Annotated in this window: 17 protein-coding genes; 5 read left to right on the forward strand and 12 right to left on the reverse strand. The window is 61.0% G+C overall.

Features of this window, described 5'->3' with window-relative positions; translation table 11 throughout:
• Positions 1–5 precede the first annotated feature (5 nt).
• The 3 genes from ACSQ2Z_RS13065 to ACSQ2Z_RS13075 all read right to left on the reverse strand — a co-directional run bounded on the left by ACSQ2Z_RS13065 (position 6) and on the right by ACSQ2Z_RS13075 (position 3,781).
• A complete protein-coding gene (locus ACSQ2Z_RS13065) occupies positions 6–1,328 on the reverse strand; it encodes an FAD-binding protein (protein ID WP_436081603.1) in 1,323 nt (440 codons plus the stop codon).
• Positions 1,325–2,767: a UbiA family prenyltransferase gene (locus ACSQ2Z_RS13070; protein ID WP_436081604.1), complete on the reverse strand. Its 1,443-nt coding sequence runs from the start codon at positions 2,765–2,767 to the stop codon at positions 1,325–1,327. Before ACSQ2Z_RS13070 ends, ACSQ2Z_RS13065 begins: the two co-directional genes overlap by 4 nt.
• A 129-nt stretch (positions 2,768–2,896) precedes the next feature.
• Entirely contained in the window at positions 2,897–3,781 is an 885-nt protein-coding gene (locus ACSQ2Z_RS13075) for an alpha/beta fold hydrolase (RefSeq protein WP_436081605.1), read from the reverse strand.
• Between the two features lie 242 nt (positions 3,782–4,023).
• Here ACSQ2Z_RS13075 and parE point away from each other — a divergent pair, with 242 nt between their 5' ends.
• The gene (gene parE / locus ACSQ2Z_RS13080) at positions 4,024–6,099 is read left to right on the forward strand and encodes a DNA topoisomerase IV subunit B (RefSeq protein WP_436081606.1); all 2,076 of its coding nucleotides are present in this window, start codon (positions 4,024–4,026) and stop codon (positions 6,097–6,099) included.
• 102 nt (positions 6,100–6,201) lie between these two features.
• On the opposite strand, the gene ACSQ2Z_RS13085 is transcribed toward parE, so the two are convergent.
• Positions 6,202–6,660 carry a GNAT family N-acetyltransferase gene (locus ACSQ2Z_RS13085; RefSeq protein WP_436081607.1) on the reverse strand — a complete coding sequence of 153 codons (459 nt, stop codon included), beginning with the start codon at positions 6,658–6,660 and terminating at the stop codon, positions 6,202–6,204.
• Positions 6,661–6,909: 249 nt separating this feature from the next.
• Between ACSQ2Z_RS13085 and ACSQ2Z_RS13090 the strand changes: the two genes are divergently transcribed.
• Entirely contained in the window at positions 6,910–7,356 is a 447-nt protein-coding gene (locus ACSQ2Z_RS13090; protein WP_436081608.1) for a hypothetical protein, read from the forward strand.
• A gap of 3 nt (positions 7,357–7,359) precedes the next feature.
• On the opposite strand, the gene ACSQ2Z_RS13095 is transcribed toward ACSQ2Z_RS13090, so the two are convergent.
• The gene (locus tag ACSQ2Z_RS13095; RefSeq protein ID WP_436081609.1) at positions 7,360–8,379 is read right to left on the reverse strand and encodes an SDR family oxidoreductase; all 1,020 of its coding nucleotides are present in this window, start codon (positions 8,377–8,379) and stop codon (positions 7,360–7,362) included.
• Between the two features lie 90 nt (positions 8,380–8,469).
• On the opposite strand from ACSQ2Z_RS13095, the gene ACSQ2Z_RS13100 reads away from it, so the two are divergent.
• Entirely contained in the window at positions 8,470–9,042 is a 573-nt protein-coding gene (locus ACSQ2Z_RS13100) for a TetR/AcrR family transcriptional regulator (protein WP_436081610.1), read from the forward strand.
• 2 nt (positions 9,043–9,044) lie between these two features.
• Here ACSQ2Z_RS13100 and ACSQ2Z_RS13105 read toward each other — a convergent pair whose 3' ends face one another.
• The gene (locus ACSQ2Z_RS13105) at positions 9,045–10,214 is read right to left on the reverse strand and encodes a DUF2336 domain-containing protein (RefSeq protein ID WP_436081611.1); all 1,170 of its coding nucleotides are present in this window, start codon (positions 10,212–10,214) and stop codon (positions 9,045–9,047) included.
• Positions 10,215–10,321: 107 nt separating this feature from the next.
• Between ACSQ2Z_RS13105 and ACSQ2Z_RS13110 the strand changes: the two genes are divergently transcribed.
• Positions 10,322–10,978: an aldolase gene (locus tag ACSQ2Z_RS13110; RefSeq protein WP_436081612.1), complete on the forward strand. Its 657-nt coding sequence runs from the start codon at positions 10,322–10,324 to the stop codon at positions 10,976–10,978.
• Between the two features lie 6 nt (positions 10,979–10,984).
• Here ACSQ2Z_RS13110 and ACSQ2Z_RS13115 read toward each other — a convergent pair whose 3' ends face one another.
• Both ACSQ2Z_RS13115 and ACSQ2Z_RS13120 read right to left on the reverse strand, forming a co-directional pair.
• Positions 10,985–11,587, reverse strand: a complete 603-nt coding sequence (locus tag ACSQ2Z_RS13115) for a flavin reductase family protein (RefSeq protein ID WP_436081613.1) — start codon at positions 11,585–11,587, stop codon at positions 10,985–10,987.
• On the reverse strand, positions 11,587–12,171 hold the full coding sequence (locus tag ACSQ2Z_RS13120; RefSeq protein WP_436081614.1) for a nitroreductase family protein: 585 nt from the start codon (positions 12,169–12,171) through the stop codon (positions 11,587–11,589). The genes ACSQ2Z_RS13115 and ACSQ2Z_RS13120 overlap by 1 nt, the downstream gene beginning before the upstream one ends.
• A gap of 126 nt (positions 12,172–12,297) precedes the next feature.
• Here ACSQ2Z_RS13120 and ACSQ2Z_RS13125 point away from each other — a divergent pair, with 126 nt between their 5' ends.
• The gene (locus ACSQ2Z_RS13125; protein ID WP_436081615.1) at positions 12,298–13,293 is read left to right on the forward strand and encodes a hypothetical protein; all 996 of its coding nucleotides are present in this window, start codon (positions 12,298–12,300) and stop codon (positions 13,291–13,293) included.
• A gap of 9 nt (positions 13,294–13,302) precedes the next feature.
• Here ACSQ2Z_RS13125 and ACSQ2Z_RS13130 read toward each other — a convergent pair whose 3' ends face one another.
• From ACSQ2Z_RS13130 to yidD, 4 genes are all read right to left on the reverse strand, one after another.
• Complete coding sequence (locus tag ACSQ2Z_RS13130; RefSeq protein WP_436081616.1) at positions 13,303–14,145, reverse strand: lysophospholipid acyltransferase family protein; 843 nt, start codon at positions 14,143–14,145, stop codon at positions 13,303–13,305.
• Positions 14,146–14,354: 209 nt separating this feature from the next.
• Positions 14,355–16,343, reverse strand: coding sequence for a threonine--tRNA ligase (gene thrS / locus ACSQ2Z_RS13135; RefSeq protein WP_436081617.1), 1,989 nt, complete (start codon positions 16,341–16,343; stop codon positions 14,355–14,357).
• A 227-nt stretch (positions 16,344–16,570) separates the two neighbouring features.
• Entirely contained in the window at positions 16,571–17,110 is a 540-nt protein-coding gene (locus ACSQ2Z_RS13140; protein ID WP_436081618.1) for a DUF1697 domain-containing protein, read from the reverse strand.
• Positions 17,107–17,490 (reverse strand): membrane protein insertion efficiency factor YidD, encoded by a 384-nt coding sequence (gene yidD, locus ACSQ2Z_RS13145; protein ID WP_436081619.1) that lies wholly within the window; start codon positions 17,488–17,490, stop codon positions 17,107–17,109. Before yidD ends, ACSQ2Z_RS13140 begins: the two co-directional genes overlap by 4 nt.

Here is a 17,490-nt window from a genome sequence, read left to right on the forward strand (position 1 = left end):
TATTCTCATTTCGGCAAAGCCAAGGCCGTTCTCTTCCAGAAGTTCGAGACCATCGCCGGATCGCGCATTTTTTCCAGCTGACGCCACTGCGGGAACGAAGAATCAAAGGTTTGCGGGCTCATGCGGGCATCCTTGTAGGGATTGACGGCACCGCCGGCCTCGATGACGATGGCATCGAGCCTGTCGAGGAGCTTCAGGGTCTGTTCACCCTGATTTGCGAAATCCAGCGTCAGTGTAAAACCCGGCCGCGGAAATGAAAAAAGCGCCGGCGATCTTTGCTCGCCGAACTTCTTCAGGACTGTCAGGAAGGACGCATGGCCGGCCTGGCGCGCAGCTTCCATGAGCCGGGCGGTAATCAGCACCGCATTGTCCGCCGGATAGACGCTCTGGTGCTGGTAGAGGCCTTTCGGCCCATAGAGCAGGTTCCATTGGCCGATGGCGTCCAAAGGGTGGAAATAGCCGGGCCATTTTACGGTCATAACCGTCTCGCCGCGTTTTTCCCTGCGGAAGTAGAATTCGTTGAATGCCTTCAGCGTGAACCAGTTCAAGAGATTGAACGGCGGCGAAAACGGTACCGACAGTTTCCCGGAACGCGGCATGTCTGGAAATTCGCAGGACGCGTCCGCATGGTCGCCGGCGAGCAGGACGCCCCTGCCCATCCGGTTTCCCGTCGCCAGCTGGTCGATCCATGCCACCGAATATTCATGTTCGCTATCCACATGCTCGACCATGCCGAAATAGTCCTCAAGCCGGTCGAAGCGGATCGTGTGCTGCTGGATATGGGCAGACGGAACCTTCATCAGCTTCAGATCGACGGACAGGATCAGTCCGGTCAGCCCCATGCCGCCGATGGTGGCGTGAAACAGCTCGGGATTTTCCGTTGCCGAGCAGGTCAGCAATTCGCCGGTCGAGCGCAACAGCGTCAGACGCAGCACATGTTTGCCGAAGGTGCCGCGCGCATGGTGGTTCTTGCCGTGAACGTCATTGGCAACCGCGCCGGCCACCGTCACCGCAGCGGTTCCAGGCGTCACCGGCAGGAAGAAGCGATGCGGGATTGTCCGTTCAAGGATGGCGTGAAGCGTCACGCCCGCGTCGCACGAGACAATTCCAGTCCCCGGATCGAAGCCGAGGATGCGGCTGCGCATGCGGCTGTCGATCAAGGCGCCCTGGTCATTGTGGCAGCTGTCGCCGTAGGACCGGCCATTGCCGAAGGGCAGGAAAGCACCGGCGGCCGCCTTGTCCCGCAGGTTTTCATAGGCGTCCGGCGAGATACTTTGGCGCGGACGGCAGTCGATCCGTCCCCAGCTGTCGAATTTACCATCGGTCATTGCGGGCCCAGTGCGCCTGCGAGGATGAGCATCGCGCCAAGCGCCATCGTCACGAGGCTGCGCCAGTCGCGCATGATGAACACCACCGGATCCTCATGCAGCATGCGGCGGCGGGCGAGCATCCAGATCCGCAACAGCATGTAGAGCACCAGCGGGCAGAGAGGCCACAGCGCCCAGGGCAGCGTGTACATTGCCTGCATCTCCTTGCTGTGGATATAGAGCGCCAGCACCAGCGCGGCGGCAAAGGCCGAGGAAACGCCGGCCTGTCCGACCATTTCGAAATCAACCGCCATATAGCCTCGCCCGGGAACCTGGTTGCCGTCGCGCCCGTCATAATCGTCAAGCTCGACATAGCGCTTCACCAGCGCCAGGCTGAGGAAGAAGAAGATCGAGAAGGACAGGAGCCAGAAGGATAGCACCGTGCCGGTGGCGGCGGAACCGGCAACGATGCGCACCGTATAGAGGCCGGCCAGCGTGAAGACGTCCACCAGCAGCTTGCGCTTGAGCACGAACGTGTAGGCGGTTGTCGTGACGGCATAGAACGCAAGAACGAGGGCGAAATCGTAGGGCAACACGGCCGTCAGCGATAGAGATGCGACGAGAAGGCAGAGCGCGATCGTCAGTCCCATCGGCACCGACATCTGACCGCTTGCCAGCGGCCTGTTGCGCTTCGTCGGGTGGCGCCGATCATTGGCAAGGTCGGAGAGATCGTTGATCACATAGACGGCGGAGGCGAGAAAACTGAAAGCGAAGAAGGCGAGGATGACGTTGATCAGCGCATCAAGGTGCAGGATGTCGTGATTGAGTACCATCGGCACGCCGATCAGCACGTTCTTCGCCCACTGATGCACGCGGATCGATTTCAAGGCTGCGAGACGGCTCGTTCCGCCGATATCCAGTCGTTCGGCATCATGGGCACGGCGCCATTTTTCAGCCGCGGCATCCGGCGCAACGACGATCGCCTTGCGGGCCGCATCGAACACCGGCACGTCGTCGCGGCTGTTGCCCATGTAGTCGAAACCGCCCTCGCCGAACTGTTCGATCAGTTTTTCGCGTTTGCGGCGGCTGGTGAGGTTGATGTCGGTCGAGCTGTGAAGGACAGAGGAAAAGACGCCCGTATGGGCTGCGACCCCGAGTGCCACACGTTCGGCAGCGCCGGTCACCAGGATAATCTGACGGCCGGTTTTGCGCTCATGCTCCAGGCGCTTGAGCACGGGTTGGCGATACGGCCAGTCGGCCGCCTGGCGTCCCGAGCGGGCGGCGATTTCGTGTTTCAGCCGGGCCTTGCCTTTGGCCATCCAGAAAAGAACTGCAAACAGCATCAGCGGATTGCGCAGAAGGACGATCGCCACCCCCTCCCAGAGCGTGTCGGCGGCAAGCAACGTGCCGTCCAGATCGACGCACAGCGGAATATGCCGTGTTTCAGTGCGAGCATCCATAAGATCAAACCCCGAGAATACGTGCCGGGGACAGTCCCATGATCAGCTTTAAGAAAAGCAAACGGTGCACGCTTCACGAGTATCAAACTACTGGGGTGGTTAACGATTCTCCGATATAAACACGAGAATTCAATCAACACCGATCCAGTTCAAAGCATCACGCCAGTCCGTCATGCGAACCGGCGTTCCATGCGATCCGGTCTGGAACAGGACGAAACGGCTCGGGTAGTTCGCAGCTTTGAGCGACCGGTAGAGCGCGACCTGATCGGCTGCGGCGTAGACGCTGTCGGCGCTGCCGTGGCTGAAGAACATCGGCAGTCTCTTCCTATAGGCGGCACTGTTGCGGAAAGCCGGGTCCGTGGGGCCGCCCATGATCATCATGCCTTTGAGGGCGGCGACGGCCTGCGGGTTGCGTGTCATGCCCCAGCAGATGAAACTGCCCATCGAGGCGCAGGCCAGCACCACCGGGCGACCCGGAGACCGATGCTCGGCATAGGCGATCAGCCCCGCTATATCGGTGACGCCTGCGTCGTCGAAGGATCGAACGCTCGGCGCGTAATAGACGCCGCCGTTTTCGGCGGCGAGGTTCTTCAGCCGGTTGAAATTGCCGCCGAAGGACCAGTCGTTGGCCCCGAGGCGCCGGTCACCACCGCGGCCGTGGATAAAGATCACCGAGAACGCCGCACCCTGCTCGCGGCCGACACGGGTAATGTCGAGCGGCCGCCCTGCGGCATCGATGGTCTCGTTAGCCTGCTCGCTCTTCACACCCAGTGCAACATAGGCGCGTTTTGCCCGGCGCTCGGGAACCTGATCACGGCCATTGATGTCGCGCATCTCCTGATAGTCGACGACGCGATAATCGCCGCCATCCCGCGTTTCGAGGAGGTTTCCATAGGAAAACAGCTCGTCCTTGAAGGGCTTCAATTGTCCCGCCGCAGCGGGGAAAGCCAAAGCGGCGATAGCGGTGCAGGCAAAAAGACTGCGAAAAATCAAATGAGCTGTGGACAGGTGCATTCGGGATGTTCCTCTTTTGGTCCAAGCCTTGCCATCGGGCCTTCCGCAACGCAACAGTTGACGGTATTGAAGGCGTAACAGGTGTATTTGCGGGCACTCGGCCGAACGACACGACCAGTTTGGTCGCTCTGATGCCAAGAGTCTGGCAGAATTCCGGCGATTCGCGCAGACAATTCATGGCGGCTTATCCGTAACTTGATCGAGCCGAAAGCCGCCACCACGGAAAGACCTCTGAACAGACCATGACCGACAGCAACGATCTCTTTTCAGCATTTCCCGAGAAACCCAAGCCTGCGATGGAACCCGTCGTGCCGAAGCCGGTCGCGCCGGCCGTTGTGCAGCCGGCGGCGGAACAGCGCACCAATGCAACGCCTGCCCTGAAAGCAGATAATGGCGACTACAACGCATCGGCTATCGAAGTGCTCGAGGGGCTGGAGCCGGTGCGCCGGCGTCCCGGCATGTATATCGGCGGCACCGACGAAAAAGCGTTGCATCACCTGTTTGCCGAAGTCATCGACAACTCGATGGACGAGGCTGTCGCCGGACACGCGAATTTTATCGACGTCTATCTCGATGCCGAGGGCTGCCTCTCCGTCACCGACAACGGCCGCGGCATTCCGGTCGAGAACCATCCGAAGTTTCCCGGCAAATCGACGCTGCAAGTGATTATGACCGTGCTGCATGCAGGCGGCAAGTTCGACAGCAAGGTGTATGAGACATCCGGTGGTCTGCACGGCGTCGGCGTCTCCGTCGTCAACGCACTGTCGGATATTCTCGAAGTAGAGATCGCCCGCAATCGCAAGCTCTACCGCCAGCGCTTTTCGCGCGGCATTCCGCAGGGCGGGCTGGAGGAACTCGGCGACATCCAGAACCGGCGCGGCACCAAGGTACGCTTCCATCCGGACCCGGAGATCTTTGGCGCCCATGCCAAGTTCGACCCGGCGCGGCTGTTTCGCATGGCCCGCTCCAAGGCCTATCTGTTCGGCGGCGTCGAAATACGCTGGTCCTGCGATCCGTCGCTGATCGAAGGCACGGAAACGCCGGAAAAGGCCGTCTTCCACTTCCCAGGCGGTCTGAAAGATTATCTTCAGGCGACGATGGGCAAGGAATTCACCGTCACCCGGGAAATCTTTGCGGGCAAGACCGAGAAGACCGGCGGCCACGGGGCGCTGGAATGGGCCGTCACCTGGTATGGCGGCGACAGCGTCGTGCATTCCTATTGCAACACGATCCCGACGCCGGATGGCGGCACGCATGAAGCCGGGTTTCGCATTGCGCTGACCAAGGGGCTCAAGGCCTATGCGGAGCTGACGCAGAACAAGCGGGCAGCAATCATCACGACGGAAGACGTCATGATTTCGGCGGCGGGCATGCTGTCGGTCTTCATCCGCGAGCCGGAATTCGTCGGCCAGACCAAGGACAAGCTGGCGACCGGCGAAGCGCAGCGCATCGTCGAGAACGCCCTCCGCGACCCGTTCGATCATTTCCTCGCCGACAACCCGCAGGAAGCGGCCAAACTGCTCGAATGGGTGATCGAGCGCGCCGACGAGCGGGTGCGCCGCCGCAAGGAAAAGGAGGTCAGCCGCAAGACCGCCGTGCGCAAGCTTCGCCTGCCCGGCAAGCTTGCCGATTGCTCGCAGAATTCGGCCGAAGGCGCCGAGCTTTTCATCGTCGAAGGGGATTCGGCCGGAGGCTCGGCCAAGCAGGCGCGCAACCGCGCCAACCAGGCGATCCTGCCCCTGCGCGGCAAGATCCTCAACGTCGCCAGCGCCGGCCGCGAAAAACTCGGCGCCAACCAGCAGATCGGCGATCTCGTGCAGGCGCTCGGCTGTGGCACGCGCAGCAAATACCGCGAGGAAGACCTGCGCTACGATCGCGTCATCGTCATGACGGATGCGGACGTTGACGGCGCTCACATCGCATCGCTGCTGATCACCTTCTTCTATCAGGAAATGCCGGAACTGATCCGTGGCGGGCATTTGTATCTGGCTGTGCCGCCGCTTTACCGCATTACCCAAGGGGCAAAGACGCTCTATGCCCGTGATGACGCCCATCGGGTGGAGCTGATGGAAACGGAGTTCAACGGCCGCGGCAAGGTGGAGATCGGCCGTTTCAAGGGTCTTGGCGAAATGATGCCGGCGCAACTCAAGGAAACCACGATGGACCCGGCCAAGCGCACGCTGCTGAAGGTTGCCATCGACGAGATCGATTTCGAAGGCACCCGCGAGGCCGTCGACAATCTGATGGGCACCAAGGCGGACGCCCGCTTCCGCTTCATCCAGGAACGCGCAGTGTTCGCGGAAAACCTGGATATCTAGGCGCCTCTCACAGCTTGATTCAACAGGCTGTTGAATTGAATCCGGTTTCCGCTCCAACTTACGCAGCGGAAACGATTTTTCGATGTTTTGCCTGACGCTGCGTCAGCCAATCATCTTTTCCATGAACAGGCTGAGCGGATCCGGCTGGTAGGCACCGAACGGACCGATGTCGAGATAGCCGGCGGTCCTGTAGAGGCGGATGGCTTCGGGCTGATGGATACCCGTTTCGAGCCGGATGGCCGACAGGCCCGCCTCTCGGCCGTGATCCTCGATGGTCTCCAAAAGCTTGCGGCCGATCCTGAGACCGCGCGCCTTCGGATCGACGAACATGCGCTTGATCTCGGCGCTGCCGTCACCGGCATCCACCAGCGCGCAACAGCCGACGATCTCGCCTTCGTGCCGCGCCACGAAGAAGGCCACTGACGGTTTTTCCAGTGTCGATACATCGACCATATGATTGCTTTCCGCCGGATAAAGCGATTGCGCATAGGCGTCGGATTGTTCAAGCAGATCGAGCACTCCGGCCTGGCGGGGCGGTTCTTTTGCAATGACGACGGTCACTTGGCGGTATTCCTTCACAGATCGATTCACTCAGCTATGGCGATACTATGAGCAGCTTGCACGACGGAACAGACGGCAATTTTCGCACAGCGGCAACCAGCGCTCACCCGTCGAAACGAACAGAAACAATTTGTTTCGAAGATTTTTCCAGCCTGCCTTACTTCCGGAGCAAACAGGACGTTACGTCAGCGAAACACGAATCGAGCCCTCGGCGGCTGATGCCGAAATCGAACTGGAGACATATTCGCGATGGTTCCTGCCCTGATCGTCATGACAATCCTCGGCTGCGACGACAGTGTCAGCCAATGCCACTACGTATCGACCGTGAACGGTACCTGGGAGACAGTTGCGATTTGCGACGCCGAATCGCAGAAGCAACTGCCGAAGTTCTCCAACAGCAACTACCCGGTGATCGTCGCCGTCTGCGAGACATCGGACAAACAGATGGCGAAGGTACAGGATCCCGCCCCCTTGCCCGCAGTTCAGACAGAGCTTGACCAGACCCATGTGGTGACGCCGGATCCGGTTCCGACGCCGCCCTTAGCCGAACAGCAGCAGCCGAGTCTGCCGCGTCGCACACTAGCGCTGGTCACGGGTGCCCTTCCCGATACGTCCAAGCTGCGCGACGCCGTGACCAAACCGGTCCACTATATCGAGGACGGCTATTCCTGGGTGGCGCGAAAGTTCACGAAATAGCGATTACAAAAGTCCGGCGGCGATCAGGCTTTCGGCGCTGGCGCGAATGGCGTCCTCTTCCGATCGCGGCTTCCAGCCGAGAACCCGCCTGGCCTTTTCGTTGGAGACGCGCGCATCGCGGCCCAGCTCGCGGATGATCATCTTGAGACCCGGATCGAAGCGCGCGGCAAGGCCGGCCAGCCAATTGGGCAATACGAATTTCGGCAGCTTGCGTGCATAGTCGGGAAAGTCACGTTTCAGCACGCTTGCAATATCCTTCACCGACAAGGCCTCGCCCCCGGCGATGAAGCGTTCGCCCGCCGCCTCCGGCACGGTCAAGGCAAGGACATGCGCCTCGGCGACATCGCGGACGTCGACGACCGATATGCTGAAATCGGGCATGGCCGGATAGCGACCTTTCAACAGGCTTTGCACGACGCCAACCGAAGTCCCCGAATCCTTGCCGAGAATGGGTCCGAGAATCATGCCGGGATTGATCACCACAAGTTCCAGATCGTTCTCACGGGCAAAATCCCAGGCGGCACGCTCCGCGATGGTCTTGGACTTGTAATAAGGCGTGGCCAGCGGGCCATCGACATCCGTCCAGTCGGATTCGGTAAATGGCGCCCTCCCCGAACCATAGTTGATCGCCGCGATCGACGACGTCAGGACAACGCGGCGGATGCCGGCTTTCTTCACGTTCCGCAGGACACGCAGCGTTCCCTCACAGGCGGGCAGAATGAGCTCGTTTTCGTCTCTGGGCACGCTCGAGGGGAATGGTGATGCCGTGTGGATCACGCCGATCGCCCCGGAAAACGCCGTTTCCCAACCATTGTCGGACAGCAAATCGGCCTCGACGAAGGACAGCTCGCCGGCAGTGGCGCCATCTGCAGAGCGGATCGCCGTCTCGATGGAATTTGCCCGTTTCAGCGAGCGCAACGTGCCGCGAACATCGTAGCCGGCGTGCAGCAATCGCACCGCGACGTGCGCTCCAAGGAACCCGCCAATGCCGGTGACAACGACCAGCCCTTTTCCTGTGTGCATTTCTTGATCTCCTATCGGAACTGTCGTTATGACATTTCTTGTCTATTTCGTCAGGTTGACATTTTTAGTCCAAAGTGTCAATTCAGCGGAATGGACGAAAGGAAACAGCACATCGCCATGGCCGCGGCGGAGGTTTTTACCCGCTACGGCTTCAAGAAGGCATCGATGCAGGACATCGCCGATGCCGCCATGATGTCGCGCGCCGCGCTCTACCTGCACTTCCGAAACAAAGACGATCTTTTTCGGTCGCTGATGCAATGGCATCACGGAGAAGCGTTGAAGGCAGCCGAGGCTGCCCTTGCGTCGGAGAAATCCTTCCTTGTCCGCCTGGAGGCGGCGCTGATGGATTTCACGATGGTCCTGTTCGGTCCGGTGAGGGCGAGCACTTACGGGCAGGAACTGTTCGAGGCCAACATGGCCCTGGCAGCCGATACAATGGCGGCGACCTCCACCCGCCTGCGTTCGCTGATCGAAAACGCCGTGACGGAAGCGGTATCCACGGGTGAAATCTCGCTGTCGGCCACCGGGCTTTCCGCGGCAACCCTGACCGATCTTCTCTACGTCTGCCTGGATGGCATCAAGAAGGCGCCGAATGGATTGGACAAGCTCAACGGGCGGCTCTCCGCGCTGATGCGATTGCTCGGCGCCGCAACCTGCATCTGACGTCAGGCAGCTTCCCTCGCCGCAAGCAGCGCGTAGTCGCGTGCCGTCTGCCGCTGCTCGGCGATGGTCAATTTCTCGATGATATCGGTAAGGCTGCCGGATGTTTTCGAGGCATGCCTCTTGCCCCGCAACTTCGACAGCAGGACAGAGGAAATGGTGGCGGCCGGCCCAGGAGAACCGGACCGGTTTTCCTTGCGCCAGATCATCATCGCCTCGGCAAAGAGTGCGCTCACATCGGGGCCAAGGCCGGCGCTATCGAACAGAGCGCGAATGGCGTGGATCCGCCCATCGGAGAGGATCGAACGCACCCGCTTGCCGGTAACGCCCGACAGATTGACAATAACGGCCGCAAAGAAATCAATCTTGCCCGAACACAGGGCATGCAGCAGGAAGGCGGGGGTCAGACGCCCGGTCGCGCGCAGATGCTCGACCAATGCCGGGATCTGATCTGCTTGTGCGGCTCCCGCCATGTCGACGGCGGCCCTGTCGCAGGCTTCGCGGGTGATGCGCTCGACACGGCGCCCGCCGATCGCTGCCTGCACGAGGCCAAAGCTGGACAAGGCCGCGCCGACTTTCTCGGCCAGTGCGTGGCGGGCGTCCGCCGGCAGGTCCTCGCGCTCGAGCAGGCAGTTGCGGATCGACCAGAGGTGACCAAGCCGGTCACTCAACCGCTTCAGCGTCCGGGAGGAAAATCTGGCCTGCTCGTTTTCAAGCAGGATCAGCACTTCTTCCTCGCCACCGATTTCGGCGATCGCGGCGGCAACCGGCCGGGACAGGGGGTGGCGCGCAGCGATGACGGCGCGCGTTTCCGCCGTTCCCCTGGCGGCGAGATCGACGAGATCCATATCATTCAGCACCGGCGAACGGGAAATCACGGCGTAGGCGGTTTCCGGTTGATCTTCGGCCAGCGACAGGATGATTGAGCGGGGGATGCAGTTGAAATCGGCGACTGCCTCGGCGAGCGCAAGACGCACTTTCGGAGAGGGGTCATCGAGAAGAAAGGTCATCGCCATTTCGGCGGCATGGTGGTCGAGCGTGGTCATCTCCGTCGTCACGTAGGCTCGACCCAACGCCGACGCCGCCCGAACCCGATCCCCTGTTTTCGCGGTTTCGACCCAACGAAGAAATGCTTGAATGATCACCGACGCCTCACTACACACCAACCACCACATCATGATGTCGAGTATGTTAGCGATTAAAGGTTTAAGATTGGTTCACCATGTCCGTTAACCGCTTCGAAATCATGCCTTTACTGCTCTGCGCACCGGCGGAGGCGTTGGTGTCGGCAGACGTCCCGGCTGGCCGTCCCGTGACCGTCATCGTCGATATCCGCGAAGACTGGGCGACCGCGAAGGTGCAGCCGGTCCTCGATAGCCGTGCATCTGACAGCACCAAGGGGCTGACGTTGCTGCGTATCGGCATGCCGGACGATGACAATGGTCAGAAAGCGCTTTCACACCTTGTGGCGCTCAGGCCCGACGGCTTCGTCCTATCGCGCTGTGGCGGGGTGGCCGACATCCAGAAACTCGATGTCATGCTGCGGGTTGCCGAAGCCGAAACCGGGCTGGAGGCCGGATCGATCGCCATTCTTGCCGAGGTCGGAGAATTGCCAGCGTTCTTTCTTTCGCCCCATTCGCTTCTCGGCGTATCGGCGCGGCTGCGAGGCCTGATCTTCGACGGTGCGGCGTTAGGAGGGGTGACGGCAAGTGACGCGAACAACGCGTTGGCCGGAAGGCCCGGCGCACCATCCTTGTTTGCCCGAGCAGCCACGATCCTGAAGGCCGCGCAGGCCGATCTTGCATGTTACGAACTGCTTACCGAAGACCCGCTTTCGCCCGACAAATTGCGAGCGAGGCGAGACATCAGCCGTGCCGACGGTTTTTCCGGCGTGATCGCACGTAGCGCCGCCCAGTTGGCGTCTCTCTCGGCGGGCTGACCTGCGCTACCTCTTTGGCCTGAACATCTCGAAGACGTCGCCCGCATCGCAATAGTCCATATAGCCCATGCGGCCGATCGGCCTCACCTTGGCCATGTCGAAGCGCCCATCTCGAATTGCTTCTTCGCGGATATGGATGCCGACGACCTGCCCGATGACCACGTGACTGTCGGAGGTCGAGCCATCAAGAGCCTTCGGCTGAAACATCTCCGTCACCTTGCATTCGAGCACCGCGTAGGCCTCGGCGACAAACGGCGCCCGGACCAGCTTGCCCTCGAGCGGGGTCAATTCGGCAAGAGCGAATTCGCTCTCTCCATGCGGCGCCGGAGCCGATGTCATGTTCATTGCGTCCTTCAGGTCGTGGCTGACGAAGCTGGCGGTGAATTCGCCGGTTTCCTCGATGTTCCTGACCGAATCCTTGCGGCCGGATGACGAGAACATCACCAGCTTCGGTGTGTCGCTGATCGCGTTGAAGAAAGAATAGGGCGCAAGATTGAGGCTGCCGTCCGCCGCCCGCGAACCGATCCATCCGATCGGCCGCGGCGAGACGATCGCCTTGAAAGGGTCATGGGCAAGGCCGTGGGCGTTCTGCCCGGTCTCGTAGAACATCACGCGTCCTCGCCGACCCAGGTGACGATGTCGGCCAGTGCCGGTCGTGGGCGCTCCGTCGGGGGCACTTGCGGCGTGCCGATATGGATGAAGCCTGCAATTTTTTCGCCGGGCTGCACGCCGAGCAGCGGATAGGCCTTTTCATCGAAGGCATACCACTCCGTCAGCCAGTTGGAAGCATAGCCATGCGCGTTGACGGCCATCAGCAGGTTGAGGCAGACGGCACCGGCGGACATGACCTGCTCCCATTCCGGAACCTTGAAATGCGGCGCCGCCGTGCTGACGACGGCGACGACAACGGGCGCCCGGGTCAGGCGCGTGTTTTCCACCTTGATCATCTCTTCCGAAAGATCCGGCTTGGCGGCAAGCGCCATCTTCGCAAGCTCGCCACTGATTCGCACCCGCTCTTCGCCGCGATAGACGATGAAGCGCCATGGCGCGAGTTTGCCATGATCCGGAACGCGGGATGCGAGCTTCAGCATCTCTTCGATTTCCGCCGTTCCAGGCCCCGGACCGCCCATCTGAAAGGCCGGGATGGAGCGGCGGGTTGCCAGATACTCGCGCAGACTGATTTCGGTTTTCATCGCCGTCCATTTCCATTAGTTTTGCCACCGCACGCCACCATCGCACTCCACGATCAAAGAGGCAGCCACGAAATTGCCATACCGGCGTTTCAAGTGGAGCCACACACTCAGGATGTCAACCACCTCATGCGCATCACCGCCGGTCAGTTCCTTGGAGTTTTCACAGCACTTATTTTTGTTGCAGGTGGCTCCGGATCGCGCGCACAGGATCTGGCCGACCCCTTCAAAAGCTTCCCGGCGATATCCTCCCCGCAGAAGATGCCGAAGCTGAACAGCTTCAATCCCGTGGTCTCGGAGCCCGAGGGTGTCAAGGCCAAGGACATCCGGCTTGAAGCACTGCTGACGGAAAAGGGCAAACCTGTCGAGCAGGGCCTGACCTGGCGTGTCTTCAACCCCATCCCCGGATCGGACGGCAAGCTGCCGCTCTTGGCGACCTCGGAAGGGGGATCGGCGGCATTTCAGCTCATTCCCGGCGAGTATTTCGTCAATGTCGCCTTCGGACGCGCCGCCGCAACCCGCAAGATCAGGATCGCGGAAACAGGCGCGGTTGAAAAGCAGGTTCTCGTTCTCGATGCCGGCGGCGTCATGCTGAACGCGATCTCCGGCAGCGACATGCGCATTCCGCCGGGCGAACTGAGTTTCTCCATTTTCTCCGCGGATGAGAAGGAAGATGGAGAACGCGCGCTCGTTGTCGCCGACGTGAAGCCGGGCACCGTGGTCCGGCTGAATACCGGCACCTACCACGTGGTCTCCAACTACGGTTCGGTGAACGCGGTCATTCGCGCCGATATCCAGATCGAGGCAGGAAAGCTGACCGAGGCGACGATCCAGCACCGGGCCGCGAAGCTGACCCTGAAGCTGGTATCGGAACCGGGCGGCGAAGCGATCGCCGATACGGCCTGGTCGATCCTTACGTCGTCCGGCGACGTTGTCAGCGAAAGCGTCGGCGCCTTTCCGACGCTGGTTCTCGCCGAGGGCGGCTATACCGCGATCGCCCGCAACAAAGAGAAGATTTTCCAGCGGGATTTCACCGTGAAGGCAGGCGTCAACACCGACGTCGAGGTCTTGCTGAATGACAAGGGATCACCGGCGGCGGCGAACGGCGCGGCCGCGCAGGATTGAGCGAGACGCTCAGGAGACCGCTTTGCCGAAGAACTGGCGGCGCGGCGGCGCCATGGAAAAGACGGCATCATAAATCCGCGTCAGGATATCCTTACGATCCGCAATGGCGCTGAGCTCTTCCCAGGCGATCAGCTTGCCAATGCGCGACGTGATCGTCGTGCCGGAGAGCCGGCGAAACTCGCGGATGAGCAGCGAAATGCGCAGCGTCATCGATACCTTGCTGGCAAGGTGAAACAGCCGACCGTTCTGGCCCTCGAAATAGATGGGGATGACGCTCGCCTTGGCAGCCTGAATCAGCTTTGCCGGAAACATTTTCCATGGAAGGTCCTCAGCGCGTCCAAAGCCCTTCCTGGCCGTCGCGACGCCGCCGGCCGGGAAAACGATCAAAGTTACACCTTCCTTCAGAAGACGAACGGCCTCGTGGCGTGTCTGCATGTTGAGCGCCAGCGCTTCCTTGGTTTCCTCAAACGAGATAGGCAGCGAATAAGGCGCCATTTCCGGCACCTTCAGCAGCTCATTGTTGATCAGCACCCGGAACGGACGGCCGAGCTGTTCGGCGAGCGACAGGACGGCGATGCCGTCACCGATGCCGAAGGGATGGTTGGCGACGATCACGACCGGGGTGTCGGGCAGATGGCGCGGCGGCCAATCTCCGTGCACGCGCAGGCGCACATTGATTAGTTCCAGCATCTCGCCGAAAATCCGGTCGCTTCTCCCGACGATGTCATGGCGCCACTGATCGTAGAGCCTGGCATAGCGATTGCGCCCGGCAAGCCCTTCCATGGCGCGTATGAACCAACGCTTCAGCCGTCGATCATTCTCGTTGGCGTAGGACAGCTCCTTGAACTGCACGTTGTTCCTCGTTCCATCAAAGCCGCGTCCGGCGGACGCGGCACAGAGCCTTTTGGATTTTGGTCCGGCTGCGCATATTCCGTAGTGCAGCCTGGACCTCAATCGGATAGCCCGCGAATGCTACAGTTTTCCGACATGCGCCGTGGGGCGCCGGGAAGTTTGCGCCGGCGCGAACCTCCTGCACGTCATCATTCGCCACCGGCTGCAGATCAGGCCGTTGCCTTTTTCCGCTGCTCCGCCTTCCGCTTTACATCCGGCGGCGTTGCCTCCGAAACGAGCGAGGCAATCGCCTCGTCGAGCGCCATCGGCGTCTGCGCCTGCGAACCCAGCCTGCGGATATTGACGGTGCGCTCTTCCGCTTCTCGCATGCCGCAGACGATGATCACCGGCACCTTGGTCACCGAATGCTCGCGGACCTTGTAGTTGATCTTCTCGTTGCGGAAGTCGGTCTCGACGTTCAGCCCGGCATCACGCAGAAGTTCGGCCACCTCGCGGCCGTAGTCGTCGGCCTCGGAGGTGATGGTCGCGACGACCACCTGCAGCGGCGAAATCCACAACGGCATGTGGCCGGCGAAATTCTCGATGAGAATGCCGAGGAAGCGCTCCATCGATCCGCAGATGGCGCGGTGGATCATCACAGGCTGCTGCTTGTCGGAATTCTGGTTGATGTAGAAGGCTCCGAACCGTTCCGGCAGGTTGAAGTCCACCTGCGTCGTGCCGCACTGCCATTCGCGGCCGATGGCGTCCTTCAGGGTATATTCGAACTTCGGACCGTAGAAAGCGCCCTCGCCGGGCAGGATGCCGGTCTTGATGCGGCCTTCCGACTGCGCCTCGATCGTCTTCAAGACCTCCATCATCACGCTTTCGGCGCGATCCCACAGAGTGTCATCGCCGACGCGCTTTTCCGGACGGGTCGAGAGTTTGACCACGATTTCCTTGAAGCCGAAGTCCTCATAGACCGAGAGGATGAGGTCGTTGATGCGCAGGCACTCCGCTGCCATCTGCTCGTCGGTGCAGAAGACATGCGCATCGTCCTGGGTGAAGCCGCGCACGCGCATCAGGCCGTGCAACGCGCCCGAAGGCTCGTAGCGGTGGACGTTGCCGAACTCGGCAAGCCGGATCGGCAGTTCGCGGTAGGACTTCAGGCCGTGCTTGAAGATCTGGATGTGGCCGGGGCAGTTCATCGGCTTCAAGGCGAAGACGCGATCGTCATCGGTATCGTCGCCGGCAACCGTCACCTTGAACATGTTGTCGCGGTACCAGCCCCAGTGGCCGGAGGTTTCCCACAGCGACTTGTCAAGCACCTGCGGCGCGTTGACTTCCTGGTAGGTGCCGGCCAAGCGCCGACGCATGTAGGCAACCAGCGTCTGGAAGATACGCCAGCCCTTGCCGTGCCAGAAGACGACGCCCGGGCCTTCTTCCTGGAAATGAAACAGGTCCATCTCGCGGCCGAGGCGGCGGTGATCGCGCTTCTCGGCTTCCGCCAGAACGTGCAGATACTGGTCCAGTTCTTCCTGCGTGCGCCAGGCGGTGCCGTAGATGCGCGTCAGCATCGGATTGTTACTGTCGCCGCGCCAATAGGCGCCGGCCACCCGCATCAGCTTGAAGGCGTTGCCGATCTGACCGGTGGACGCCATGTGCGGCCCGCGGCAGAGATCGAACCAGTCGCCCTGATAATAGATCTTCAGGTCCTGGTTCTCCGGAATGGCATCGACCAGCTCGACCTTGTACTTCTCGCCCTTCTCGGCAAAGACCTGGCGGGCCTTGTCGCGCGACCAGACTTCCTTGGTGAAGGGCTTGTTGCGCTGGATGATCTCCTTCATGCGCTTTTCGATCTTCGGCAGATCGTCGGGCGTGAAGGGCTCGTCCTTGGCGAAATCGTAATAGAAGCCGTTCTCAATCACCGGACCGATGGTGACCTGCGTTCCCGGCCACAACTCCTGCACGGCCTCGGCCATCACATGGGCGGTATCGTGGCGGATCAGTTCCAGCGCGCGGGCGTCTTCGCGAGTGACGATCTCAAGCCGGCCGGTGACAACCGGGTCGGACAGGTCGCGCAATTCGCCATCCAGCGCGATCGCGATGGCTTTCTTTGCAAGCGACTTGGAGATCGATTCGGCGACGTCGCGGCCCGTCGTGCCAGCAGCGTAGCCGCGGACGGAACCATCGGGAAATGTAAGGGAAACAGCGTCAGACATGATTTCTTCCTTGTCCAGTCCCGCCAACGAATGCGGGTGGTGAAAAGCATGATGCCGAAAAGTGTAGGCGGTTTTCGGACGACATCATGCTCTACTTCTTTGTTTCTAGAGCGGATTCAGATTTTAGGTCGATTCGGCCTAAAATCATCCACTCTAGTGGCCGGAAGCCCGGCAAATTGACGCGCGGGTGATAGAGCGTTTTTGCCACGGAGTAAAGAACAGCCTGCTCAGACGCCGATCATGTCCCGCAGGCCGCTCACGGTATTCCAGTTGCGCAGCGTGCCAACGCCGAGGCGTTTCGCGGTCAGCACCGAAAGCAGCCTTGAAGTGCTTGGCTTTCCGGGGAAATAAATCCAGAGGTCACCGTTGACGATGCGGATTTTCTCGCCGTCGGTGCAACGCCGTTGCAAGCCCGGCAGAACATCCTTGCTCAATGGCGTCCGCATCACGCGCACGACAATGTTTGGTGCGTCCGACGCGCTGGCATCCGAAAACGGATTGCCTGCAGCAAGCGCAATCCAGTCTTCGGCAGCGCGCGCGATGATATCGACATGCTTGCCGAAATCGCGGGCGAAGGCCGTTTCCAACGCCGCTTCCACGTCGGCAACCGTTTCATCGTCGGCGTCGAAGACCAGATTGCCGGTGGCGACGAGCGTGCGCGGAGATCGGAAGCCGGCGCTTTCTACGGTTTCCCGCAAATCCGCCATGACGACGCGGCGCCCTGCGCCGAGAACGATGCTGTGCAGCAAGGCGACATAAGTCGTCATTTTATTGCAGTGCCGGTTTTCGCAACACCCGTCCGCCAGTAACGCCAGGGTGTCCACCAATGCTTGGCCGGGTCGAGCGTCTCCGGCACCGGGTCCAATCCGCTCGTACCACCCGGCCCGCATCGCATGACGCGAAACAGGGTCATCCAGCCGCCCGGCCAGAAACCGTGGCGGGCGATGGCCTCATAGCCATATTCCGAACAGGTGGGGATATGCCGGCAGGAATTGCCGATGAAGCCGGAGAGTGTCAGCTGATAGAGCCGGATGAAGGCCATGCCGAAGAGCCGCCCGGGCGTCTTGCGATACGGCCCCGCATAGTTCCGGCCAGAATAGGGTCGATGGACCGCCTCATGCCCCTGGCATCCCGGCTCGCCGCACAT

This window comes from Pararhizobium sp. LjRoot235, from assembly GCF_964254145.1.
Taxonomy (GTDB): Bacteria; Pseudomonadota; Alphaproteobacteria; order Rhizobiales; family Rhizobiaceae; genus Pararhizobium.